The sequence below is a fragment of the Candidatus Protochlamydia sp. R18 genome (assembly GCF_000648255.1).
In the GTDB taxonomy this organism is placed as follows: Bacteria; Chlamydiota; Chlamydiia; order Chlamydiales; family Parachlamydiaceae; genus Protochlamydia; species Protochlamydia amoebophila.
Genome location: NZ_BASL01000771.1, coordinates 16,110 through 42,251, shown reverse-complemented (window position 1 = coordinate 42,251; position 26,142 = coordinate 16,110). Strand labels below are relative to the sequence as shown.

Sequence of the window (26,142 nt, the reverse complement as noted above, 5' to 3'; positions counted from 1 at the left end):
GCTTTTCCTTTCATCCCTTCTACCATTTCTGGAACGGGTTTGCGATCATCAAGTTTGCCAGTTGTCAACTTAAATGCTACAATTTCTGCGTGGTGATTAATCACAAGATGGAGCTTAAACCCAAAGAACTAGCCAACGGTTGTTTTTCCCCCTTTAACGTGGCTCTTTAAAGACACGATGGGAAGAGGCATGCTTGACGTAGGCAAATTGTTAATACTGTAGAGTCTCCCTTCACAGATCCCTTGATGTTCTTGAATCAAGCAAAACATAGGAAAAAATGCTTCAGAGTTGAGTTGAACAAATCTTGAGTACCCAACAAGATGAGAGAATAAATATTTTAAAGTTGTTTTTACATGGTTTAAGTAAAAGTGCTTAAATGTTCTGTCATTGGAGCGATGAAAGAGAAGCAAAATCGTTAGCACTTCACTTAAAGGCCTTCTAAAAGTTTTTTTGCGGATTTTTCTTTTCGTCTATTCTATTGATTGTTGGAAACACATTTGGTGAAATTGATTAGAAAAATCATCCACAAGACAAAACAGTTTGATCATCTCTATCTCGTTCATTTTGGCCTTTTCCTTAATTTTTGTTCTGGAAAACAAAATCTTCTAACAGAAAAGAGGCCTTTTTTCAACGAAGATCCTTTAGAAGATAGCCAGAAGATAACTTATGTTAAACTGGCGTTAAATTAAGTTAATCTATAGAGGGTTTAAATGTGTCAACCATCCATTTTTAGAAGATATGTAATCGGGTAAATTAATTAGCCGATATTAAAAAAAACTATTGCGGAACAACCGCCTCTATTTAAAGGATAGGAATTTAACATTATTGCTTACTAATAAGAAAGAATCATAAGCTAATGCATAAGAAATTTCGGTTGGTTCGTTTCCCAGTGTTGTAATTCCTGTTTAATTGCCTGAAAAAAACATTCTCTTACGTTAGAATCTTGCGAACAACAAATATACCCAATACAATTATTTCCGCTTGTTTTTGTATAAGCGTATGCAAGCTCTGTATGAGGAACATGTAGATCGTGAACAGCTCTATAAATCCTTTCTTTTACGAGGGGGTCTTCTAAAATAATCATTGCAAAAGCATTAGAAGGTTCATGGTAAAATTTCAGATAATAGCTTTCATGTTTATAGCTTTTTAAACCTTCTAGTAACATCAAAAACAAAATTTTGAAAGCTTTCGGATCGATTAAAGTACGAATAATATCGGGGGCTAATGAATAGAAAAAGTTTTCTAATAATAACTCGTCATAATCTTTTGTATCTTTAAGTAATTTATGAATCAATACAAGTTGCTCATGTTGCTTGGAAATCATCCCTCCATTATAGTCTCTAACTTCTCCAACAACCTTTGATAGCTCTCCTACAACAGCCTGCCTCGCTTTGTACAAATCGATTGAGTGATCAGCCCGCAAAAATGCATCTTTCAAAATTTTTAAACGAAATACTGACGCTTCTTTGGGATGTTTTTTACGTATGTGCCCTGTAATTTTTGTTCTATCAGGGATGTATTCAACTGATATTTCATAAGATTGAAATAACTTTGTCAAACTTTCTGAATCTGGTTTTAATACGCGTGCTAAAATGACAGTAAAATAAAGGTGCGAATAAGCTTGTTCATCAAACGTAATAAACACTTGAGGAATGTCTCGTAAATATTTGATTTGATTTGTCAAAATCAACATATTCCGAATTACTTCTTCTTCATTTCGTGGCATAAAAATCGGATGTTGTTTATGTTCAATGCGATTTTTTAAATTATGCGGAAGCTCTTTTCGCAGTTTACGAATTTCTAAAATTGTAAAATCACTGCCGTCTTTTTTTTCTATTTCTAAATAGGAAATTCCAATATTTTCTGATCCAAGTTTATTGATAAAAAATGATTGCTCAACTGATTGAGAAGATGGTAAATAATGCTGAATAGCTTTTAGTAAATGTTTTTCACCAAATGTTTCTTGTTCTCTCAAAAAATTAATGCCAACAAGTAATCCTAACACCCTTTTACGACCTTTCGGCGTTACGAGAAAAGTGCGAAATATTTTTAAACTTAAATGACGGCGATGAGATCTTTTCTTAATTGCTTCCCTTAAAGATTTTCTAAACAAATATTGAATACTTATGATCCGACTTAAATGACGAGGTTGCCTGATTGCTTTAAAATCATCTCGACATGTAACTAATAAATGTTGCATTTCTGTAAACACATCCGCCCCATAAATGTGAGGAAAACGTTTAACTAAATGAGCAATCATACGACGAATTGAGGTTGTTTTATCGTCAGCCGATAATCCTTTAATTTCTAATATTTTTTGCGCATAAAATTCTGATTGCATTCCCAAGGCTATTTCTGTGCTGATGATGGGAAAATGTTTGCATATCTCTTCAAATTCAGATACCGATTTTACACTGACTACAATTTCGCAAATCGTGTAAATTTCGCCACTTAACTCTGCTAATTGAAAATCTGAGGCATGAACTAATACGACATTAAGACTTTCATCTGGAAGTAACCAATGACTAATCATTTTGAAAAAGAACTTAAAGGAATTAGAACGGAATTTTGATAGAGCAAAAAAAGATAAGGAGCCCGGAATTTTTTTATTATCAGAGCAGGTTACCAAAGGATTTAATTGGCGAAAAAAATTCTTTTGATACTCTCTTGTTTCTTCCTCCGTTTCTTTGTATTCAAAAAAATCTTCGGGCAGCACTTTTGTTAATCCATGTAAAATAATTTCCCGATAATTATTTTTCATCATTTCATCATTTTCGGAAAATTCAAAAAGAGGAGTAATAGTAAGTTTAGAGCGTTTTTTCATGTTATTGTTAAGAGATTTCATAAACTGGATTTATCGATTTTTTACAATCAACACTCGTAATCCAAGTTCCTTGATCATGCCTCGAAATAAATGAACGTACATGCAAAGGCATGCCATTTTTCTCTGCAAGTTTAATAGCTCTCGCATGTAAAACTTTGGCCCCTTGGTTGACAATTGTCAAAGCTTCTTGATAATTAAGAGTTGGATAGCAGATGGCATCGCTATACATTTTAGGATCTTTGTTATATATTCCTAACACATCTTTATAAAACTCTATTTTTTCAGCTTTCAAAGCCACTCCAATTGCTACTGCTGATGTATCAGACCCCCCTCTTCCAAGAGTTGTTACCTCTTTATCTTGACTAACCCCTTGAAAGCCTGCCACTATAACAATTTTGCCTTGTTCTAAAGTCTGAATCAGCCTTTGAGGACGTACATCAATAATATGAGCACTAGTATGTTGAGAACAAGTTAAAATTCCTGATTGACTTCCAGTAAAACTTACTGCGTCTTTACCTTTACGGCAAAGGATCATAGCAAGTAGAGTCATACTAATTCGCTCTCCCGCACTAATTAACATATCATATTCACGCTGAGGAGGATTTGGGTGCACCTGATGAGCTAATTTAATCAATTCGTTCGTCGTTTGTCCCATAGCACTGACAACAATCACTAAACGTGAGAAAACACATTGACGTTCAATAATTAGATCAGCAATGCGAGCAAAATGCTCCGGAGAAGCTACAGAGGCCCCACCAAATTTCATAACTAATGTTTTCATAAATTTTGGGTGATATGAATCGAACAATGAGGAATCTTACGCGTATTCTATTTTTTGATAAAAAACACTTGAACCTAATTTCTGATCTTTAATTAGTTTAGCTTATCAGAGTCAAAAAGCAAATTCCGATGATTAATTATAAACAATTTGAATTTATTTTTCTATTAAAGAAAATAAAATAAAGTTGATAGAAATTTCTTTAACTAGCCATCAACGAAACTTCACTGAGTTGATATTAACTAATATTAACCGGTCTACATTCATCCTTTTTTTAAGAAACAGTTTAATTATCATTAATTTTTTTATCTTTCCAAATTAATAATATGATTTAACATTCCAAAAAAAGCAAAAAATTGGTTGAATTTAGATCTCAAAATAAATTGTTTTTATTAAAAATAGTTTTAACTTCTCCATTCCATTGAAAATTTGTCTATTTTTGATTTAATTGAACCTGTTGAGTAAAGATCTTTTGATTTTCAATTTTTGAGTATGTTCTTTGACTATTGAAAATAATTTTAAAATTTGTTAATTATTTTATTACTTTCGTTATTTCATTCAAAACGAAAAATTATTCATGGATTAGTTCGACTTCTTCTATTTGATATTTTTTGATTTTCCCATCTTTTACATTATTTTTGCTCTCTAAAAAATTATTCCCTTTTCGTTGCTTTTTTTCTTTATCGCTGGTAATCTATCTCTTTTATATGAAAATAGGAGAAACCTTTAAATGTTTAAACACCCTCAACATACTTGGAATGAAAGCAACATCGTTGATGATGTCCAGTTTCAAGAAACAGATGCAGAATTATTTAAAAACCTTTTAACTCAAAAAGAAGCACTTCCAGCTGACGAAAACTCTTTAATGAGCCCTGGTAGCATACTGAAAGGTCGCATTGTAGAGATTACGAAAGATCATGTTGTTGTCGATGTTGGGTTAAAATCTGAAGGGCTTGTACCTATTGAAGAATTTTCCGATCCCTCTCAAGTTTATTTGGATGCCGAAGTAGAAGTTTTACTTGATCAAGCAGAAGATGATAACGGACAGATTGTTTTATCAAGAGAAAAAGCTGAGCGCCTCCGTCAATGGGAATACATTCTAGAGCATTGTGAAGAAGGGTCAATTGTTAAAGGTCGTGTTATCCGAAAAGTTAAAGGCGGCTTAATGGTTGATATTGGAATGGAAGCATTCCTCCCAGGGTCGCAAATAGACAATAAACGCATTAAAAATCTTGATGATTACCTCGGCAAAACATATGAATTCAAGATTTTAAAAATCAATATTGAGCGTAAAAACGTTGTTGTTTCACGCCGTGAATTATTAGAAGCTGAACGCATTTCTAAGAAAGCAGAAGTATTAGAACACATTCAACCTAGTGATATCCGTGAAGGCGTTGTTAAAAATATTACAGATTTCGGTGTTTTCTTAGATTTAGATGGTATTGACGGTCTTCTTCATATCACAGATATGACATGGAAGCGTATTAAACACCCATCTGAAATGGTTCAATTAGGTCAAAAACTTGAAGTCATGATCTTAAGTGTAGACAAAGACAAAGGTCGTGTTGCTTTAGGTCTCAAACAAAAAGGACCGAATCCATGGGATCAGATCGAGCAAAAATACCCACCAGGAACACGCGTTCATGGTAAGATTGTTAATCTTCTTCCTTACGGTGCTTTTATTGAAATCGAGCCAGGGATCGAAGGACTCATTCACGTTTCTGAAATGTCATGGGTAAAAAATATTACAGATCCAAGTGAAGTTGTCAAAAAAGGTGATGACGTTGAAGCGATTGTTTTATCGGTTCAAAAAGAAGAAGGAAAAATTTCTCTTGGAATTAAACAAACAGAGCATAATCCTTGGGATGATGTTGAGAAAAAATACCCTGTTTCAAACGTTGTTAAGGCAGAAATTCGCACTCTAACAAATTATGGTGCTTTTGTTGAATTAGAACCTGGTGTCGAGGGTCTCATTCATATTTCTGATCTAAGCTGGATCAAAAAAGTTTCTCATCCATCAGAAGTATTACGTAAAGGCGATGTTGTTGACGCTATTATTTTATCAGTAGATAAAGAAAGCAAAAAAATTACGCTTGGCGTGAAACAACTTAGTACAAATCCATGGGAATCTATTGAAAAAACAATGCCTGTTGGAAGTTTAGTTAAAGGAAAAGTAACTAAAATCACAGCATTTGGTGCTTTCGTTGAGTTAGATAGTGGAATTGAAGGTTTAATTCATGTTACAGAACTGTCTGATCAAGCATTTGGAAAAGTAGAAGATGTCGTAGCTAAAGGTGACGAAGTCACTGCTAAAGTGATTAAGTTAGATCCTGAACACAAAAAAATTGCTTTATCGATTAAAGAATATTTAATTGATCAAAATCAATATAATCGCGACGATATTGTTGTGACTCCTGCTAAGCGCAAGAAAAAAGATGAACAGAAAAATAATGAAGACGACGAGTCTGACTCAGAACAAGAGTCTGAAAAGTAATTCTTCCGTTTCCTAAACTAGTTTGATCTGGTTTAGGAACAAACTGTTATTTGATAAGACCTCCCTAACTGGAGGTCTTATCTCATTAAGAAAAGTTAAATTAAATGATTCTTTACTCGTTGTTAAAGTTTTAACAACAAGCAGAGAACCCTTTAAGAAAAGAATAAATTCGAAAGGTTTGCTGAAGAGTTACTCCTCTCATTGAGTCGATTACTTTTAGAATGAATGATTTATGATAGACTAAGTAATGACTGAGGTTGTTTCTAAATTCGAGATTTTAGCAAATGAATGAAATTTCGAAGTCTAATAATAAGAATTTAGATACAAAGTATTTTATCTATTTACAGAATTGAGGCATTAAGTATGAACAAAGATCTGATTGCAATCTTTGAATATTTAGAACGAGAAAAAGGCATTAAGCGAGAGCTTGTTATCAGTGCGATTGAAGAATCTTTACAAGCAGCAGCTCGTAAAAGCGTGAGCGGAGCCTCCAATGTAACAGTCACTATCCATCCAAAAACTGGGAATATTGATGTTTATTGTGAAAAGGAAATTGTGGATGATGTAGAAGTCCCCTCTCAAGAAATTTCTTTACTAGCGGCGCGTGAAATTGACCCAGATGCTGAAATTGGACAGTTTATTGACATCGTTGTGACTCCCAAAGATTTTGGTCGAATTGCTGCGCAAAAAGCCCGCCAAATTATTACACAAAAACTTCGCGGGGCTGAAAGAGATGTAATTTATGAAGAATATCGCCACCGAATTAACGAACTGATTTCAGGAACAATTAAGCGATTTGTTAGAGGTTCTAATTTAATTATTGATCTTGGAAAAGTTGAAGCGATTTTACCAACCCGGGAATATCCTAAAACTGAAAAATATCAAGTGGGTGAAAAAGTTCTAGCTCTTGTTCTCGAAGTTAAAGATACTGAAAATGGTGGCGCTGAAGTGATTTTATCACGTAGCCACCCAGAGTTTGTAAAACAACTTTTAGTACAAGAAGTTCCCGAGGTAAGTGATGGAACAATTATTATTGACAAGATTGTTCGTGATGCAGGTTATCGCACGAAACTCACCGTTCGCTCGACTGATTTGAAAGTTGATCCTGTCGGAGCTTGCGTTGGAATGAGAGGCAATCGCGTAAAGAACATTGTACGTGAACTTCATAACGAAAAAATTGATATTATTCCTTTTTCAAATGATCCTATTGAACTTTTGCAAAATGCCCTATCTCCCATAGAAATTCGAAAGATCAATTTAAATGAAGAAGATGGTATCATTTCTATTGTTGTAGAAGACGATGATTTTGCAGCAGTCATTGGTAAAAAAGGAATGAATGCACGCCTTAATAGTCGACTTATTGGATATGACTTAGAGGTACAGCGTATGACAGATTATAATCGTGCCATGGCAATTGAAAGAAACGAATTGGCTGCAACAGATGACCCAACTCTTGATCAACCCTTGGTAGGTATTGAAGGAATCAACAGTTTAATCTTTGACCATCTGGTTGATGCTGGTTATCATACATTAAAATCTCTGCTAACGGCAACTCCTAAAGAATTAGCCGCAATACCAGGCATTAGCCTTGAAATGGCAGATAAAATTTTAGAACAAATAAGAAAACAAAGGACATAGAGCGTTGGCCAAGAATCTAAAATTGAATATTAAAAACGCCCAAATTGCAGAAGCGATTAATTTAAGCGGTTTAAAAAGCAAGTTGGCGAAGAAAAAGGAAGAGGAGTCTACCCAGAAATCCTCTGCCGCTAAATCTACGTCCAAAACAACAAAAACAGAAGTGGAAGAATTACCAAAAGAAGAAGCTCCAAGAATTCGAGCTCGTTCTAAATCCGCTTTTGCAGAAGCACCTGCAGACCAATCATCTAAGGAAATAACAGAAGAGATTAAAACCTCCCAAGATGAGGAATCTATTTCTAGAGAAGCTGCAAAAGTCATTGAAGAAAAATCTCGCATGAAAACAAGTGCAGAAATTCGTCAAGAAATTTTTGGGGAAGAGCTTTCTCAAGCGCCTTCAAAAGACAGTTCGCAAGAATTAGAATTTGCAGAAAAAATTAAAACTAACGAAACCAAGCCTACAACTTTTATCGAACCGACTATTGCAACCCCTGCTCCAGCCGAGCCTAAATCACTTGTCGAGGACAAAACTTCTATTACACACGTTTATCAAAACCAGAAAAGAGATATTCCTATTCGAGAAACATTACCACCTCAAGAGAAACTTGGTCCGACTGGAAAGCACATGAGAGATTTCATAAAACCTAAACCTCAGCCAGAGCGTGTTTCTCGCCCATTGGAAGCCAATAGCTCAAATCAAAAAGAAGTTTCTGAAGCAAACAAAGAAAAACTTGATAAAAATAAAATCAAACCGAAAATTAAAGGTTTTGAAGAGCCTAAAGTACTTACTGCAGATGATGATGCTCGTAAAGGGCTTAAATCTCCTAAATTTAAAGAATTTAAAGATATTAAACCTGCACGTAAGCCAGAAACTCGTCAATTTGATGCACGCGATAGACAAGGGCTTCGAACTTCGGACGAAGATCAACATTGGCGTAAAAAGAAAAATAAACAACGCCAAAATATACAAGAAGATACAACAATACGTCCTACTTCTTTAAAGGTACGTCTTCCTATTTCTATTAAAGACTTAGCTTCTGAAATGAAATTAAAAGCATCACAATTGGTAGGGAAATTATTTCTACAAGGTGTTGTTGTTACACTAAATGACTTGTTAGAAGATGAAACAACAGCACAATTGCTTGGGCAAGAATTCGGATGTGAAATTACAATTGACACAGCAGAAGAAAAGCGTATTCAGATTACTGATAAGAGTATTCGAGAAGAGCTACAACAATCTCCAAGTGATCAACTACAGTTACGACCTCCTGTCGTTGCCTTCATGGGTCATGTTGACCATGGAAAAACGAGCTTAATCGATGCGATTCGAAAAAGTAATCGTGCGGCTGGTGAAGCTGGTGCTATTACTCAGCATATTGGTGCATTCCGTTGTCATACGCCTGTAGGTGATATCGCTATCCTTGACACCCCTGGTCACGAAGCTTTTTCGGCTATGCGTGCTCGAGGTGCAGACGTTACAGATATTGTTGTCCTCGTTGTTGCTGGTGATGAAGGCCTTAGACAACAATCTATTGAAGCCATTCAACACGCAAGAGCTGCTAATGTTATCATCGTTGTGGCTATTAATAAATGTGACAAGCCAAACTTTAATCCCGATAACGTTTACAGGCAATTAGCTGAACAGAATCTTCTTCCAGAACCTTGGGGTGGACAAACGATTACAGTCAATTGCTCGGCAGTTACAGGAGAAGGAATTCCAGAATTATTAGAAATGCTTGCTTTACAAGCAGAAGTTTTGGAATTGAGAGCTAACCCAAGCATGCGTGCTCGCGGAACAGTTCTTGAATCTGAAATGCATAAAGGTCTAGGATCTGTAGCTACAATTTTAGTTCAGAATGGAACACTAAAGCGTGGAGATGCTTTAGTATTTGGATTGCTATGGGGTCGTGTAAAAACCATGCACGATGAATATGGAAAAGAATTGCAAGAAGCAGGACCTTCCACTCCAGTTGAAATTACAGGACTTTCAGGTTTACCCGAAGCTGGCCAGGAATTTATCGTAGTGAAAAACGAAAAAGAAGCTCGTGAAATTGCAAACGTCCGTTCTGAAGGAGCTCGTCAAAATACTTTTATGTTGCAGCAGAAGAAAAAAGTTTCGATGGAAAACATGCTTCAGCAAGCTTCAGCAACAGGTAAAAAGATGTTGAATATCGTTTTAAGAGCTGACGTGCAAGGATCACTTGAAGCTTTAAAAGTTGCCTTATTAAAAATTGAATCGGATAAAGCTGATCTTAATATTATTTTTAATGGTGTAGGAGAAGTATCTGAATCTGATGTTCAATTGGCAGCTGCTTCTAAAGCGATTGTCCTTGGATTCCACACTCAAATTGAAAGTCATGCGGAAGCTCTAGTTAAACAATTAGGTGTTCAGGTTCGTTTGCACAATATCATTTACCATGCCATCGATGATATTAAAGTCTTAATGGCTGGTCTACTCGAAAAAATTGCGCAAGAAACAGAAAAAGGTAAAGCTATTGTTAAAGCAACCTTCAAATCTTCGCAAGCCGGCATCATTGCTGGTTGCCAAGTTATTGAAGGCAGCATTCACCGCAATAACTATGTACGCCTTAAAAGAGGTCAGGAAGTGATTTGGAAAGGAACAATTTCATCTCTTAAACGTGTCAAAGAAGATGTACGCGAAGTTCAAAAAGGAATCGAGTGTGGTATTCTTCTTAATAACTTCACAGATATCCTTGAAGGAGATATTATTGAAGCTTATGACATCACTTATATATCTCAAGAGTTATAAAAAAAATGGCTATTCAGCGAACAGACAGACTCAACTCACTATTAAAAGAAGTTATTTCAGAGGTCATTAGACGTGACGTGCGGAATCCGTACGTCACTGAACTTGTCACAGTGACTCGTGTTCAAATTTCAAGAGATTTACGACATGCGAAAGTATTTATCAGTATTATTGGATCTGAGCAAGCGAAAGTGGAAACGATTGAAGCTTTAAAATCTGCTGCTGGATTTATTGCAGTTAATGCTTCACAAAAAGTTGTTATGCGCTATTTTCCAGAGCTTAATTTTAAATTAGATGATAGCGTTGATAAACACATGCGCATTGAAGAATTACTTGGAAAAATCACAAAAGAAAGAGAGTCCCGCCAAGGAGACAATAGTGACCAGCTTGAACAGGAGTCTTAGCACTCCTCCTTCTCATTTAGAAGGAATTCTACTTATCAATAAACCTAAGGGTAAATCATCCTTTAGCCTTGTTAGAGATCTTCGCAAAAGACTCGGAGTAAAAAAAATTGGGCATGCCGGCACTTTAGACCCTTTTGCAACAGGCGTCATGGTGATGTTAGTCGGTCGTAGTTACACGAGACTTTCCGATCAATTTCTTTTGAGTGATAAAGAATACATTGCTGAAGCTTATTTAGGAGTTGTTACAGATTCTTACGATTGTGAAGGCCAGGTATTATCTCAATCAAATATTATTCCGACTCTAGAACAGATCAAAGAAGCCTTTTCTTTGTTTCAAGGAAAAATAGAACAAGTCCCGCCTATGTTTTCTGCCAAAAAGCAACAAGGGAAAAAGTTGTATGAATTAGCAAGACAGGGAATAGTGGTAGAGAGACAGCCCGTAAAAATTTCTATTCATACGGAGTTACTTTCGTACAATTATCCCTATTTAAATTTTCGCATCGAATGTAGCAAAGGAACCTATATACGTAGCATCGCGTATGACTTGGGTACAAAACTCGGTTGTGGAGCCCATTTATCCAATTTAACCCGCACGCGAAGCGGAGCTTTTTGTTTAGAAAATTGCCTTAATGGGGCAGAGATTCATACCATCACCAATTTAGAACAAAATTTGATTCGTAACGACTAAAAATAATTCCTCAATGAAATTGTATAGTAAACTTGAAGAATTTTTTGATAAAAAAATCCCTCAAATTCTCACGATAGGGAATTTTGATGGGGTTCACTTAGGTCATTTGTTTGTCTTACAGCGCGTTCAAGCTATTGCTAAACAGTCTGATGCAGAAATAACAGTTCTTACTTTCAGCAATCATCCGTCTGAAGTTTTACGCCCGCAAGATCCTGCCAAACTTCTTTGCACTCTTCCTCATAAAATAAAATTATTAGAGTCTAATCATGTAAACCATTTATTTCTCATTCCCTTTACCAACTACCTTGCTAAACATAGCGCTGCTTCTTTTGTTGAGCGTATTCGGCAATTTATCCCCTTTTCTCATCTCATTTTGGGACACGACGCAACACTTGGCAGAGATAGACAAGGTAATCGTTTAGTGATGCAATCTTTAGCGGAAATGTGGGGTTTTGAAGTTCACTATTTAAATGAATATCGCTATGAAGGGTTAGCAGTTTCTAGCACCTCTATAAGAAAGCTTGTGCAAGAAGGAGATTTAAAAAAAGTCCAAGCTCTTTTAGGGCGTCCTTATTCTATTTATTCAACTATTTCAAGCGGACTTGGGAAAGGAAGACAAATGGGCTACCCTACAGCCAATATAGAAGTGCAAAATCTTTGCTTACCCCCGTTTGGTGTTTATGCGGTTGAGATTAAAAAAGGGCAAGAAATTTTACCAGGAATTGCCAACTTAGGCTTTGCCCCCACGATTAGACAAGATAACATTCCTCTTCTAGAAGTGCATATTTTGACTGGTCAAACAGAGTTTTCGGAAGATCCCATTGAGGTGATTTTTCAACACTATATACGCCCCGAAAAAAAATTTGAAAATATAGAACAATTACGTTCACAGATTCGACAAGATATTGAGCTTGTAAAAGCTGATCAAAATAAAATTCAAACTTTAGACTTTTAATACTTCAAGGCTGAAATAGGTATGTTGTTGAACCAGTAAAACAATTCAAGAATAAGAGTTTATTATGTGGATTTATTTAATGGAGTTGCCCCTATAAAACCGGACCGCTAGCCTGCCATTTTTAATTTCCTTAAAGACGATCATTACAACCGTTTTAGATTCGAGAAAGAATTCAAAAGGGCTTTCTTATAGCGCCAATGACATCTGAGATAAGTTAAATTCAAATTAACAAGCGCGGTATCAACAATTAATGACAAAGACTACTATTCAATTTCTGTCTCGCAACCAAGCTTTTGTACACTTTTACCCGATAACTGCCCGATTCTGCGTCTTAACGTACACCTATTTTATCTAGATAAATTTTAGTTTTTGCATTTAGTTAATTGTTTTAATATACCACTAAGTGGTATATTAAAAGTATGGAACGAACAATTATTCAGTTATCGCCTTTTTCTCGCTATTTAGATGAATTAATCAAACAAGGCAGATTGTCAATATCCGATTTTGACGATTTCGAATGGAAACTAATTAAAAATCCTCAAGAAGGTGATGTTATCCCTGGCTTGTCGGGCCTAAGGAAAACTCGATTAAAAAGTATGAATAAAGGTAAAAGAGGGGGCTCCAGAGTAGACTATTTAGATATTCCGGAAAAGGGCAAGCTCTATCTCATTGTCTTATATCCTAAAAATGTGAAAGAAGATTTATCAGCTGAAGAAAAAAAAACTGATTGTTCATTTGGTGAAACAATTAAAAGAGGAAGTAAATCATGGGTAAAATGTTTGACCTTCTTAAAGAAGGATTAGAAGAGGCTATTTCCTATGAAAAAGGGAGTTTTAAAAATGTTAGAGTCAAAAAAGTTAGAATTGATGCTGGAGAAATTCCACAGCAGCCAAAAGAGTATCAAGCAAAAGATATAAAACACCTGAGAAATAAACTTAATTGTTCTCAAAGCTTATTGGCTGCTTATCTTAATGTTAGCTTGAATACAATTCAAGCATGGGAACAAGGCTCTCGCAGACCAAGTCATGCGGCTCTTCGGCTACTTGAAATTATGGATAGAGGCCCTCAATTTTTAGCCTCTTTGATAAAGGCACAAAGCAGTAAGAAACATCTTAATGGTTAACACTTGACTATAATATTTTTTTGTAAAATAAGGCTTTTTTTAAAGGTGCTTTTAAGCCTTTTACAAGCATAGAATTAAAGGAAGGATCTATATTAAATTCTTTCACTATCTCTTTCAAATACTATCAGGGCATTTTTTGATATAGCTCTTTAGTTGGTCATTATCAATTTTAATTGGATGCCTTTTTCTTGGTTTATGTTTTAAACATCCATTTCTTTGACGTTTCAGTCAGTTAAACACTGTATGCTACACCGAAAACTTATCTTACTTCTTCTGCAGAATGTCCAGTTTATAAATAATTGAATGCTTTTTACCTTAATTCTTTAGAGTATCCCACAATTTTTTAACTCAGACTGTATCTATTACTCACGATTAAATTCAATTAACTATAGAACAATTACTCGATCAAATTAGATCAGTTTATTGAAATAGCCTTACCTATTTAGCACTACCTGATATCCTTTAATAGTACTCACTTTCCATTAACAATTAATCGAGCAGTTTTAAAAAAGGATATTCACGTCGGATCTCTTCAAGACAGGTAAGAGAAAACTCACAACCTTTAATCGATAACTCTTTTAAATTGGGTTTTAAACCAAGAAAATAAAGAAGTCCTTGATCTGTTAATTTTGAACATCTTTCTATGCTGAGTTGAGATAACAAATGCGCCCTAACTCCTATTTCCAAAAGACCTTTATCAGTTATTAAGTCACAACGGTTACAATTAAATTTAGAAAGGTGGGAGCAGCTAGAAAAAATTTCCAATATTCCCTGATCTGTTAGAAGACGACATTCTTCAACATCAAATTCTTCTAAACGAGAGCAATTCCGACAAATCAATTTTAAATCGTCGTTCGTCAATTGATGACATTGCCTTATACTTAAACTAATTAACGTTTGTAAACGATGCAATTCTCCCCAAGATTGATAATTGAGATGCACATTTCCATCTAAAGTCAGTTTTTTCAAGTTTAAAAATTGGTGGCCAATCTCTCGAATATGATGAGGGCGTAGCCAACCACAAACAGAAAGATTTAGTTCACCCAAAGAGCCTGGTAAATCATCAAACTGGTTGTCATAAATGGTAGAGCTTGTCAAATCTGCTCCCATGAGTCTTCGACAAGCATTCACACATTTTCCATAGTAAGGGCTTGTACTTAAATCCTCACTAAACGTGAGATGGGTGATAAAGGAGGCAAGTTGATGAAAAAGATCTAACGTTTCTTGTTTAAAATCTAAAAATTCAACGCGTAGTTCAGTCTCACTTTGGCAAGGTAATAATTTTAATCCATACCCATAACTATTAAAAACTTCGCTGATAACCACTTTCCAATCTAAAAAATATTGACGGTGCGCTTTAATGAGGTTTTCAACGACATTTTCTTGATTAATGTACTTCTTTAGTAATTTCGCACAATCACGCACTAAACCTTGAATTCTCCAAGCTTGCGCTTGCTGCATAATTGCCATTAATTCATGAGATTCACATCGCCACAATTCTTCTGCATTTTCTTTTAACGCATAGCTCTCGATCCAATTAAAGGTATCTAGAGAAATTTTTGGGATTTCCCATCGATCTTTCAGTTGCTGATAATAATTGATAAAAAGGTCTTTAAAAAAAGGACTAATGGTACCCAGTAAAAGGCTATTGACAATACGAATTTGACCTTGAATGATTAATTTAAATGTTAAAAATAAAGCAGGTTGAAATAACAAATAAGGTTTAAGTTGATGTTGGTGAGATCGAATAATGTGAGCTAGTTTTTCTGCGTAGTAGATAGGGAGTTGATTCAAATAGAATGACTTTGCAGTCCATCTAATAATTAATTGAATAAAACCAACGTGTTTTGTAAACCAAGCTTCGTCCTCACAACCGGCCTCAAAAAAAGCAATTAAATCTAGGGGCTGTTTCGTTAACGCTTGAAAAAGCTCTCGGTCAGACTCTAAATTGAGATAAGCATTAAGGTTCGGAGGCAAAAAATCAGGACCTTGCATGCAAATCCTCTCAAAAACAGATAAATCTTAATAAATTAAATCTTAAGTCCCCTAATATGCGAACTATTCAGATTAATAAGCCGCTGAATTCACGATCAATACAGTTCATAGGCAAGTAAACGCGAATCAATGCCCCCATTGTTGAGAACATGTCGTTTAGATGCAGCAAGTCCTACTTCTTTAGCAAGTTCCAAATTACCTGTAAATACAAAACCTTGTGCAGGCCTAGCAGTTTTTTTCTTCATAAAATCGCCCAATGAACGGTAAAAAGGACGAAGTTGGTCTTCTTCTTCTAATCTTTTACCATGGGGTGGATTGGTCACAATCAAATCGGGTGGAACAGTTGGTGAAAACTCTCTAAAATCTGCTTGCAAGACTTCAACAGCTTGCCCAAAACCTGCAGCTTTTAGATTCGTTTTAGTGGCCCAAACGGCACTTTTATTGATGTCAATCCCAAAAAGGTGGCCTGGCTGAATTGTTTTGCGATGCTCATCTAATCGATTACGCACTTTTAACCATTCATTCGCTTGATAATCAGGATGGTTCATGAATCCCCACTTTTGCCTTAGATAACCAGGAGGGGTTTGGCTTGCCATTAATGCCGCTTCAATTAAAAGAGTTCCTGATCCGCAGCAAGGATCTAAAAAAACTTTATCAGCTGAATATTTTGCTAAACGAAGTATCGCGGCAGCTAATGTTTCTTGAAGAGGAGCTTCGACTGTTTCTTGTCGATAACCTCTTTTATGTAGAGGAGTCCCAGATGTGTCAAAACTAATGATAGCGAGTGAATGTTGAATATAAAGATTCAGTTGAACATGAGGATGTTGTACATCCACAGAAGGGCGTCTGCCCACTTTATGTCTTAGCTGATCGCAAATCGCATCTTTAACAACTTGCGCAGCAAAAAGACTGTTACGGAGTTCGCGATGATGAACGTTAGCATCAATAGCAAATGTATTTCCTTCTTTTAAATAAAGAGACCAATCAATGTCATAAATATGTCGATATAAAGATTTTCGGTCAAAACACCTAAAGCGAGAAAGAGGCAACAAAACACGGGTAGCCAAACGTGATGCATAATTAATTTTATAGATGTCTGCCCAATTCCATTGATTGATAAAAACACCTCGATAGCCCGTTTGTAAATCAGTCAATCCAAGCTCTTGAAGCTCTTCTAACAAAAGAGGTTCCAGCGCAGAGGCACAGCTGACAAATAATAATTTTTTTTCTCCGTTCACTTAATAGTTCCTTTAGAATGATTAAGATTAATGATGCATAAAAAGGATGACATCCCCATCTTTGACAAGGTAGTCTCTTCCTTCAGCCCGAACCTTTCCTTGCTCCCTTGCTCCAGCTCGGCCTTTGTAAGTCATCATATCATCAAAGGCAACCACTTCTGCACGAATAAATCCTTTTTGAATGTCCGAATGAATTTTGCCTGCTGCTTCAGCCGCATGAGTTCCCTCGGTGATAGTCCAAGCTCGCGTTTCAATTTCACCTGTTGTTAAATAGGTCAACAGTCCAAGCATACTAAAAGAAGCTTTGATCAAACGCTCAAGGCCTGATTGCTGAAGGCCCAAACTTTCTAAGAAACTTTTCCTTTCAGCCAAAGGGAGCTGAGCAATTTCCTCTTCTAATTTAGCACAAATCGGAATAACAGCATTTCCCTCTGCTTCTGCATAATCTTTAACTCGGCGAACAAATTCATTATCCATTTCTGGTAATTCTTCTTCAGAAACATTGGCCACATATAAAACTTTTTTAGAAGAAAGAAAACGATAAGCCTCAATACTTTCTTTTTCCTCATCTGTTAATTCAAGAGTTCTAACGGGTTTATTCTCATTTAAATGTTCGGAAACTTTTTTTAATGTTTCCAAACTGAGCACGAGTTCTTTTTTTGTTTTGGCTTGTTTTTCTAAACGGGCCAGTACATTTTCAATCATTTGTAAATCTGCTAAACGCAGTTCCATATTAATAATTTCAATGTCATGAATTGGATCAACTTTACCCGCGACATGGATAATATCACTTGATTCAAAGCAACGTACGACATGAACAATTGCATCTGTTTCCCGAATGTTTGATAAAAATTTATTTCCTAATCCTTCTCCCTTAGATGCCCCTTCAACAATTCCCGCAATATCGACAAATTGCATGTTCGCGTAGACAATTTTCTTACTATTGGACAAAGCAGACAAACGATCTAAGCGATCATCCACCACATCAACAATTCCAATATTTGGATCAATCGTACAGAAAGGATAGTTAGAAGCAGCTGCTTGATTAGATGTGAGGGCATTGAAAAGCGTTGATTTACCGACATTGGGTAAACCAACAATTCCTACGGAGAGGTTTGTTGACATAATTAAATCCTTTTAAACAAAAATGAGATTTAAAATATCAAAATATTGAAATTGGAGCAACAGCGCTGTCTAAAAGAATTCCCATTTCTTGCAACATGGCAATTAAAAATTTATTTTGAATTTTTCCATTCATTTCTAAATTTTCACCTAGGAGTTTTCCTTCCATGGTAAGCTCCTCTTTTAGAGATTGTTTTCTCTCTACTTCCACTTCTTGTCGATCAATCCATTCCGACCACCATTGGTAAATATCTGCTTTGGGAATTTGCGGTGTACCAATAGTTGTTTGAATATGGTTTATGATTGTTATTTGATCATAAGGTTTTAAATACACCCATTTTTTAACCCAACGCTCATTTGATTGAGAATCAAAATAAGAATTTACTAATCCACCTTCTCGTAGGAGTTTTCGGACAGCTGTGTCAAATAGAGGAAAAATTTTAAAAATGGGGGCAATATAAGCATTTTCATCATTTAAAGCAGCTTGATGAGCAACACCAAATTGCGTTCCAATCTTTGTCATATTTATACAAATGTTATATTTATGCACATCATTTATCTTGGCGATTTTACTTAACAAATAGCTAAACAGATTGGATGTCAAAACTGTTTGATAAACTGCTTGAAACATTCTAGTTCTTTCTAAAAAGAGAGTTGCAAATATTCTTTGTTGCAGTGGAAGCGCTTCACTTTGAGAAATTAAACTATGAAATACCTCTTCTACGACTCTAAATTTACCAATTCCACAATATTGCCCCCCTTCAACTCCTAATTTTAAAAGAATATCTGCTCGGCTCATTTCATCCTGGTGACGCAATTCTTGAGCAATAAATTTACAATAGAAGTCTAGCATTTGATAATTTTGAGGAGGTCCAACCATATCTCGATTTTTGATGCTTTTAATAAAAGCTTTAAGGTTTTCTTTAAAATAATCTTGCTCAGATATTGTTCCTCGCGCTATTTCGCTCCAACGTTCATCATCGCGTAATTTAAGACTTAGAGCAATCTGATGATTGTCCCAATTAATATCTGCTAAATAGTCTAAGATTTGATCTAATTTGGCATCTTCCTGGATAGAAGGAAGGACAGTTTGCTTTAAATGAACGGGATTTACAGCATAGCGCGATTGGTTTGTCAAATTTTCAAGATCTTGAAGGGAAACATTAAGATAACTTTGTTCAGGGTTGCTAGATGCAGGCAGGCTTAAAGTTTGTCTATTTTCTTGGTTTAATTGTCTATTTTCCTGGTTTAATTGATCTCGGTAACTTTTAAAGAAATAATCAACTATAGGAGAGACTAAATTGATCACACAGAATAAGCGATTTAAAGTATTTCCCCAAATCATTCCTGCAATATTACTAATAGAATACATCATATAATTTAATGGGGAATGCATTTGCGCAGGTAAAAAGCAATGACGATCTAAAAAACCGATCGTGGTGAGAATCAAAAATGCAGTCGCTTGAATTCTTTGATGGAATATCCATAAAGCTACTGTAGAAATGACTGAAATAGCGACACTCAAAGTGGGTAAATGTGATTGCGCAAAATTAACAACTGTTCTCAAACGTAAATCATTAAATTCTTGACTTGCAAGCCAAGAGACTAACATAGGAGCACCAATGACAACTACTGTCATTCCCCTTAAAGGATTAGTGTTTCCGGCTGCAATTAAGGCATATTTAACTTGTCTTAAAGCTTGATTTAAAAGCTCCATTTGTTGGATTGCCACCGCAATATGATTGCGCCCTTGTCGATGAGCTTGCTCATCGTTAAGTTCTAGCCTAATCGCAGAAGCTGTATCTAAACCTCGTATCGTCGGAATAGCAAAATTGATAAATGTCGAAAGTTGCATTTAAACCTAAAATAAAAAAATAAATAAAACATAACTACAAGTTTAGATTTTATCCACTTGAAAATCTAAATTTTAATAAATTTTCCCTCTAATTTTGAGAAGGAAACCCAAAACTTATTATTATTTATAAACTAAAATAATGGTTTAAATTTATTAAAATCAAATGATAACAAAATCTCAGAAAAATTTATATTAAAAAATAAGTTAATTTAAATAAAGTTAAATTACCTAGGATTTTTGTAGCTCGAAAAATGGTTGTTTTTTTTGATATTATTTGGCTAAAAAACACATCTCTAATTTTTGAATTCTGTAGATAAGTTTGTACACTCGGATAGATTAAAAGGTTATTCATTCTTTAAAAAAGGCTCATTAATTAAACATAATAAGAAAAATTTCTTAAAAGTTTTACTTTTATGAGGTAGAAAATTTCGTTATTTGCTTAATTTCATTCACTCACACTTGCCTTTTCAAAATTGGTTTGAAAGCTATTTAAGTTTTAATAAATTAATCATCCTGTAATAAGTTTAATTATTTGTATACTTGCTTTTCATTTGAATGAAGCTAAGAGATCAGCTCAACTAAAGAATTCTCAGAATGAAACAATTAAAAAACAGGCAACCATTGAGAAGCACTTAAATTATCCAATTCATTTTTTTTCACTTAATTGAGAATCTATATGAAAAAGATTGGTATTATTGAATATTTTAGGTCGCCCTTAAAAATAGAGTTAAAATTTGCTAAGACATTCTAAATATGCAAAGTTTTTGTGTGCAATGCTTCTCTTCGTTTATCTTCAAATTGCTGCATCAAATTTTCAAATTTCGGGACTGTCTATTTTAAAAATAAATCATTTATTTTTCCCTTAATCATCTAAAAACTTTGAACTTGGAACAAAGGGCATTTTCTCGCCAGATTTAAATTATCTTCTTTAATTTTAGACATTTCTGCTGTATAATTATTTAAAAATTTCCACTTAAGTTTATCCATGAAATTTTCTTGAAATACAGGTTGATTTGCTGTTTTGCTTAATTTCTGAACTTCCGATTGTGTGGCTTGTGAACGAAAGCGATTTTAAAATAGACGTCATAACTTGATCTAATTTGTAAAAATCATTGTATAAATTATTCGCATAATGGCTTTATCTATTTAAAATATAAATGAATATGTTTTAAACGATTTTTATAATAAATTTATAATTAATGGAATGATGAACTTAAACAAAATAAATCTATTTTTTTAAACTTAGTTTTTTACAACATTGACAATGGTTAAAAATAGGGATATAATACTATAAGAAGGAATATATGTTTATTTTTATTGTCATTGCCATTTCTCTCGGAGGATAAAATCATATGGGCGACAAAACCGAGAAGGCGACCCCAAAAAAGCTAAAAGATGCAAAAAAAAAGGGGCAAATCGCGAAATCACAAGATTTGCCTACTGCCTTTACATTTATAGCTTCAGTCGCCATCATTCTTGCTCTGGCTTCTAGCCTCTATCATCAATTAGCTAATTTTTTGGTTGGAACTTTCCGTTCCGTAAATACGCCGGAACTAAGCGCCGTCATTGTTAATTTATTTTATAAAGCCAACGAAGTGATTTTTTTAGCGAGCATCCCCACTATGGCCTTAGTTGCATTAGTTGGAGTAACCATTACATTTTTAACAGTTGGCCCAGTTTTTGCACCTGAAGTGTTTAAGTTCGATATTAAAAAATTCAACCCCGTCGATAACTTAAAGGCAAAATTTAAATTAAAAACACTGGTTGAGCTCCTGAAGTCCGTGATTAAAATTTCTATCGCGTCTTATTTGATTTATAAAGTGATGTATAATAGTATCCCGGTTTTGATTCAAACAGTGTCGATGCCCATTTCTGGCGCTTTAATTGTTTTTCATGCTTTTTTAGTCGAGGTTGTATTAAAGGTTGGATTATTTTTTATTGTTGTTGCAGTTGCGGACTTTATCTACCAAAAGAAAACATTCGCTAAAGAGATGATGATGGAAAAATTTGAAGTCAAACAAGAATATAAAAACAGCGAAGGTGACCCGCATATTAAAGGGAAACGACGACAAATTGCGCAAGAAATTGCTTATCAAGAGGGACCAACAGGTGGTGTTAAACGTGCCCAAGCAGTTGTCACTAACCCAACTCACTTAGCAATCGCAATTGGCTATGAAAGACACATGGATGCAGCTCCTTATATCTTAGCAATGGGTAAAGATGTTTTAGCTGAACGTATTGTAAAAATTGCTGAAAAAAATGACATCCCTGTTTTAAGGAATATTACTTTAGCGCATATTCTCTGGGAACAAGGAGAAATTTATGAATATGTACCTGAAGACACTTATGAAGCCTTAGCAGAAATTATGCGTTGGATTGCCTCTTTAAAAGATGGAACTGAAATCCCCGAGCCTCTAAACTTATAAGCTTTGAAAAATTATCGGAGAAAAACCTGACATGAATGCCATTCGTAAAATCCTAGATGGAATTACAGCTCGATTAGGCGGAGATCGCTCGCTCGAAGCAATTTCGAAATCCAGCGACATTGCACTAGCCGTTTTAATCATCGGTATTCTTGTTATGATTATTTTTCCTGTCAATCCCCACGTGATTGACTATTTAATCGCTATTAATCTTTCTTCTTCAATTGCCCTTTTAATGGTTGCTCTTTACATTCCAAGCGCTGTTCATTTATCTATTTTTCCTTCTCTGCTTTTGATTACCACGTTATACCGCTTAGGATTAAACATTGCCTCTACTAGACAAATTCTTTTACACGCTAATGCTGGAGAAATCATTTTCCAGTTCGGTAACTTCGTCGTTGGAGGAAATTTCGTCGTTGGAGGCGTTATCTTCTTAATTATTACTTTAGTTCAGTTCTTAGTGATCACAAAAGGGGCGGAAAGAGTTGCCGAAGTTGCTGCTCGTTTTACATTGGATGCGATGCCAGGTAAACAAATGAGCATCGACGCAGACATGCGTGCAGGAATTTTGGATTCCAATCAAGCTCGCGAAAAAAGATTAGCCATCCAAAGAGAGAGTCAATTATATGGAGCAATGGACGGGGCAATGAAGTTCGTTAAAGGAGATGCGATTGCAGGTATCGTCATTACTTTAATTAATGTTATTGGTGGAATGATCATCGGAATGACCATGAATGAAATGGAAGCAAGTGATGCAGCCAAAACGTATGCGTTATTATCTATTGGAGATGGATTGATCTCTCAAATTCCCGCTCTTTTAATTTCAATTACTGCCGGTATTGTGACAACTCGTGTTTCTGGAAGCGAAAAAGTTGAAAATTTAGGGACTGAAATCTCTGGTCAGATTTTAAAACAACCTAAAGCTCTCATGATTACCGCCGCATTTTTGATGGGTATGAGTTTAGTTCCCGGTTTTCCGATGCCTCCTTTTCTAATTGCTGCTGCTGCACTTGGTTTGATTGGTTATGCTTTATGGAGCAATGAACAAAAAGCCTTGTTAGGTGGAGGAAGCGTTGGTTCCATGGGTGGAGGGACAATTCAGTCTGCCGCTGGTAGCGATTCTTCAGTAGAAACCTCTGTAAGAGGTCATAAAGTTATCTCTGGGGGTGGAGTTGACAGCTATGCATTAACACTCCCAGTCGTATTAGAGGTTGGTAGAGGGTTGTCTATAGAAATTCAAAAAGCAAATAAAGGGACAAGCTTTATCGATCAAATGATTCCTAAAATGAGACAAGCACTTTACGCCGACTTGGGAGTTCGTTTTCCTGGTGTACATGTGCGAACTGACTCACCCATTTTAGATAAAGATGAATACTCAATTCACTTAAATGAAGTTCCCATTGTGCGAGGAAAAGTTTTAGAAAATCATCTACTTACCAACGAATCGGAAGAAAATCTTAAACGTTATAATCTTCCTTTCGTTTCTTATAAAAACTCGTTAGGTCTTCCTTCTCTTTGGGTAGATGCAAAAAACAAAGAGTTATTAGATAAAGCTGGAATCCGTTACTGGAGCTCTTTGGAAGTGATGATCTTACATTTATCTTACTTCTTCCGTCATTATGCGAATGAATTTGTTGGAATTCAAGAAGTTAAATCGATGTTAGAGTTTGTTGAAAAATCTTTTCCCGATCTCGTCAAAGAAGTCACACGTTTGATACCGCTTCAAAAAATGACAGATATTTTCAAACGTTTGATCCAAGAGCAAATTTCGATCAAAGATTTAAGAACAATTTTAGAAGCTCTTGGTGAGTGGGCCCAAACTGAAAAAGATACCGTTCTTTTGACAGAATACGTTCGTTCATCGCTCAAAAGGTTTATTAGCTATAAATATTCTCAGGGTCAGTCCGTTCTATCGGTCTATATTTTAGACCCTGAAATTGAAGATATGGTAAGAGGTGCCATTAAACAGACATCAGCCGGGTCTTATTTAGCCCTAGATCCTGATTCTGTTCAACTTATTTTACAAGGTGTACGCAATACGGTATCTCCTCCTCCTCCCGGTGGACAACCGCCCGTTATTTTGACTGCAATCGACGTGAGACGATTCGTTCGAAAACTCATTGAAATGGAATTTACTGATATTTCTGTGGTTTCTTACCAAGAGATTGTTCCTGAAATCCGCATACAGCCTTTAGGGCGTATCCAGATTTCTTAAATTCTTAAAACTCTCTGATGGGAGGTGGGATCATGAGTATTCCTTCATCTTTTAATGCAGCTGCTGCAAATGCTGCCTTTGCTGCAAAAGATGCCGCTTTTGACGAAAGTCTTGAGGCAACTCAGCAAGTCTCTGCAAAAAATAGTTTGGCTCTGCAAGAAAATTCGGCAGAAGCTTCTCAAGAAAAACTCGCTCGTGAAGCAGAAGAAAATGCGAGCACAGGGATGACAGCACAAACCAAAAAACTTGCTGCTCCCCCTCGCTCAGAAAAAATTGAGAAAGCGAAAGAAGTCCAAGAATCTGTTTTAGTTCGTAAAGAAGAAGCTGATCAATTTGCTGGGGACTTTTTAGGAAAAGGAAATAATAAAAATTATCACCTAGAAATGGCGATTTTGAGTTCTCTTGCTCAAGATTTAGGTGCTGGTATTACTCCTAAAATGTCTTCTAAAGAAATTATTGACCATATCACTGAGCGCCTTCGCACTTTCGATCCAAAAAGTGGAAAAATCAAAGATCCTGACAGTTCACAGATCGATAAAACCTTTGAATTTCTGTTGTTTGTGACTGAAAAAAAATTAGAAAAACTTCCTAAAGATAGCGAAGATAGCAAACGCTTGACAGAAGTTGCGGCTCATATTAAAGTCGCTAAAAAAGACTACTATGATATGCCAGGTGCAGATGGCAAACCAAATAGTAAAGCCATTGAGCAGGCAAAAAAAATTATTGGACTGGCTAGTGGTGTTGTTGATGCTTCCGATCGTTCTACAAAAGAAGCTTTAGATGAACTTCGAGATATTTTAGATAATCCGCAAGATGTCCAAAATATCCGTAAAGAGTATGAAAAAAATGGGGGTGCTACCCGTTTATTTAACGATCTTAAAACATTTTATCACCATTTAGGCAATCAATTAAAACGTGTCAATGTGCAAACGGTGGATGGAGGAAATCTCAACCCAACTAATATGCCAACCCTAGAGCCAAGCCAACTACAACAATATACTGACGCTACACAAAGTAGAAGAGCCGTTGCCTTTGTCTATATAAGTGCCAAAACAGAAAGCAAGATTGCTGAAAAAACAATGAATCAAGCAGGCTTTATCAATCGAGCAGCAGCCTAAGACTATATCGAAAACCTGAGTTTTAATTTTGTTAGATTCTATGTTTCTTTCCAAAAAAAGGAAAAAAATAAAAAAAATATAACAAATTAATTGATTTTCAAATTAAGTAAACTTAAAACTCAGGTTAATTGAAACGCATACGGATAACGAATGAAAAGAGATTCCTTTCGAGCTCACTTCAACTTTGAATCTATCGGAAAGCTCTTTTTTGATGCTGCAGAAGAGCGTTATCCCACAGCTGAAAAAATGAATCAATTGGTTTCTCGTTTAACAGATCCGGTCATTTTGGATCCCGTCGAAAATGTTTTTGCCAAAATCACGCTTTTAAATTCTATCCGCAATATGATCAAAGCCGTGTCGCCTAGGCTTTATCGTTCTATGCAGCATCGCGATGATTTATATCTAGCCGTTATTGAAGCCTTAGAAGACCTTGAAGATGAATTAGAAGAATTAGAAGAGCAAGCATTAGAAGCTGAAGAAAGCGTTGATAAAGAAAGTTGAGGAGCTT

The 26,142-nt window shown here is 35.5% G+C and carries 19 protein-coding genes and 1 pseudogene; 12 read left to right on the top strand and 8 right to left on the bottom strand.

Annotated features, from left to right (window positions below):
• The 3 genes and pseudogenes from TY19_RS27355 to TY19_RS10335 all read right to left on the bottom strand — a co-directional run.
• Positions 1-116 (bottom strand): annotated as a pseudogene (locus TY19_RS27355) (transposase); the annotation flags it as partial.
• Positions 117-853: 737 nt separating this feature from the next.
• Positions 854-2,824: a hypothetical protein gene (locus TY19_RS10340; RefSeq protein ID WP_148300669.1), complete on the bottom strand. Its 1,971-nt coding sequence runs from the start codon at positions 2,822-2,824 to the stop codon at positions 854-856.
• A 7-nt stretch (positions 2,825-2,831) separates the two neighbouring features.
• Positions 2,832-3,590, bottom strand: coding sequence for an amino acid kinase family protein (locus TY19_RS10335; protein ID WP_052354908.1), 759 nt, complete (start codon positions 3,588-3,590; stop codon positions 2,832-2,834).
• A gap of 742 nt (positions 3,591-4,332) precedes the next feature.
• On the opposite strand from TY19_RS10335, the gene rpsA reads away from it, so the two are divergent.
• The 8 genes from rpsA (at position 4,333) to TY19_RS10295 (ending at position 13,668) form a co-directional block, all read left to right on the top strand.
• Positions 4,333-6,096: a 30S ribosomal protein S1 gene (rpsA, locus tag TY19_RS10330; RefSeq protein ID WP_042282315.1), complete on the top strand. Its 1,764-nt coding sequence runs from the start codon at positions 4,333-4,335 to the stop codon at positions 6,094-6,096.
• 363 nt (positions 6,097-6,459) lie between these two features.
• On the top strand, positions 6,460-7,734 hold the full coding sequence (nusA, locus tag TY19_RS10325; protein ID WP_011175312.1) for a transcription termination factor NusA: 1,275 nt from the start codon (positions 6,460-6,462) through the stop codon (positions 7,732-7,734).
• 22 nt (positions 7,735-7,756) lie between these two features.
• Positions 7,757-10,501 carry a translation initiation factor IF-2 gene (gene infB, locus TY19_RS10320; protein WP_226988512.1) on the top strand — a complete coding sequence of 915 codons (2,745 nt, stop codon included), beginning with the start codon at positions 7,757-7,759 and terminating at the stop codon, positions 10,499-10,501.
• A gap of 5 nt (positions 10,502-10,506) precedes the next feature.
• Positions 10,507-10,902 (top strand): 30S ribosome-binding factor RbfA, encoded by a 396-nt coding sequence (gene rbfA / locus TY19_RS10315; RefSeq protein ID WP_042282312.1) that lies wholly within the window; start codon positions 10,507-10,509, stop codon positions 10,900-10,902.
• Complete coding sequence (truB, locus tag TY19_RS10310; RefSeq protein WP_102035415.1) at positions 10,802-11,590, top strand: tRNA pseudouridine(55) synthase TruB; 789 nt, start codon at positions 10,802-10,804, stop codon at positions 11,588-11,590. Before rbfA ends, truB begins: the two co-directional genes overlap by 101 nt.
• Positions 11,591-11,603: 13 nt before the next feature.
• Complete coding sequence (locus TY19_RS10305; protein ID WP_042282309.1) at positions 11,604-12,545, top strand: bifunctional riboflavin kinase/FAD synthetase; 942 nt, start codon at positions 11,604-11,606, stop codon at positions 12,543-12,545.
• A gap of 419 nt (positions 12,546-12,964) precedes the next feature.
• Positions 12,965-13,348, top strand: coding sequence for a hypothetical protein (locus TY19_RS10300; RefSeq protein WP_042282308.1), 384 nt, complete (start codon positions 12,965-12,967; stop codon positions 13,346-13,348).
• Positions 13,312-13,668, top strand: coding sequence for a helix-turn-helix domain-containing protein (locus TY19_RS10295; RefSeq protein ID WP_052354906.1), 357 nt, complete (start codon positions 13,312-13,314; stop codon positions 13,666-13,668). The genes TY19_RS10300 and TY19_RS10295 overlap by 37 nt, the downstream gene beginning before the upstream one ends.
• A gap of 114 nt (positions 13,669-13,782) precedes the next feature.
• Here the strand turns inward: TY19_RS10295 and TY19_RS27350 are convergent, their stop codons facing one another.
• The 5 genes from TY19_RS27350 to TY19_RS10275 form a co-directional block, all read right to left on the bottom strand.
• A complete protein-coding gene (locus tag TY19_RS27350) occupies positions 13,783-13,896 on the bottom strand; it encodes an IS630 transposase-related protein (protein ID WP_102035416.1) in 114 nt (37 codons plus the stop codon).
• Positions 13,897-14,157: 261 nt separating this feature from the next.
• Positions 14,158-15,663 carry a BTB/POZ domain-containing protein gene (locus tag TY19_RS10290; protein WP_042282307.1) on the bottom strand — a complete coding sequence of 502 codons (1,506 nt, stop codon included), beginning with the start codon at positions 15,661-15,663 and terminating at the stop codon, positions 14,158-14,160.
• Between the two features lie 95 nt (positions 15,664-15,758).
• Positions 15,759-16,901 carry a THUMP domain-containing class I SAM-dependent RNA methyltransferase gene (locus TY19_RS10285; RefSeq protein WP_042282306.1) on the bottom strand — a complete coding sequence of 381 codons (1,143 nt, stop codon included), beginning with the start codon at positions 16,899-16,901 and terminating at the stop codon, positions 15,759-15,761.
• A gap of 27 nt (positions 16,902-16,928) precedes the next feature.
• Positions 16,929-18,026 (bottom strand): redox-regulated ATPase YchF, encoded by a 1,098-nt coding sequence (ychF, locus tag TY19_RS10280; protein ID WP_042282305.1) that lies wholly within the window; start codon positions 18,024-18,026, stop codon positions 16,929-16,931.
• A 37-nt stretch (positions 18,027-18,063) separates the two neighbouring features.
• Entirely contained in the window at positions 18,064-19,878 is a 1,815-nt protein-coding gene (locus TY19_RS10275; RefSeq protein ID WP_042282304.1) for a hypothetical protein, read from the bottom strand.
• Between the two features lie 1,352 nt (positions 19,879-21,230).
• Here TY19_RS10275 and sctU point away from each other — a divergent pair.
• The 4 genes from sctU to TY19_RS10255 all read left to right on the top strand — a co-directional run bounded on the left by sctU (position 21,231) and on the right by TY19_RS10255 (position 26,135).
• On the top strand, positions 21,231-22,304 hold the full coding sequence (gene sctU, locus TY19_RS10270) for a type III secretion system export apparatus subunit SctU (protein ID WP_042282303.1): 1,074 nt from the start codon (positions 21,231-21,233) through the stop codon (positions 22,302-22,304).
• Positions 22,305-22,344: 40 nt separating this feature from the next.
• Positions 22,345-24,516, top strand: coding sequence for a type III secretion system export apparatus subunit SctV (gene sctV, locus TY19_RS10265; protein ID WP_039357725.1), 2,172 nt, complete (start codon positions 22,345-22,347; stop codon positions 24,514-24,516).
• 32 nt (positions 24,517-24,548) lie between these two features.
• The gene (locus tag TY19_RS10260; RefSeq protein ID WP_042282302.1) at positions 24,549-25,634 is read left to right on the top strand and encodes a hypothetical protein; all 1,086 of its coding nucleotides are present in this window, start codon (positions 24,549-24,551) and stop codon (positions 25,632-25,634) included.
• Positions 25,635-25,784: 150 nt separating this feature from the next.
• The gene (locus tag TY19_RS10255; RefSeq protein WP_011175297.1) at positions 25,785-26,135 is read left to right on the top strand and encodes a hypothetical protein; all 351 of its coding nucleotides are present in this window, start codon (positions 25,785-25,787) and stop codon (positions 26,133-26,135) included.
• The last annotated feature ends 7 nt before the right edge of the window (positions 26,136-26,142 follow it).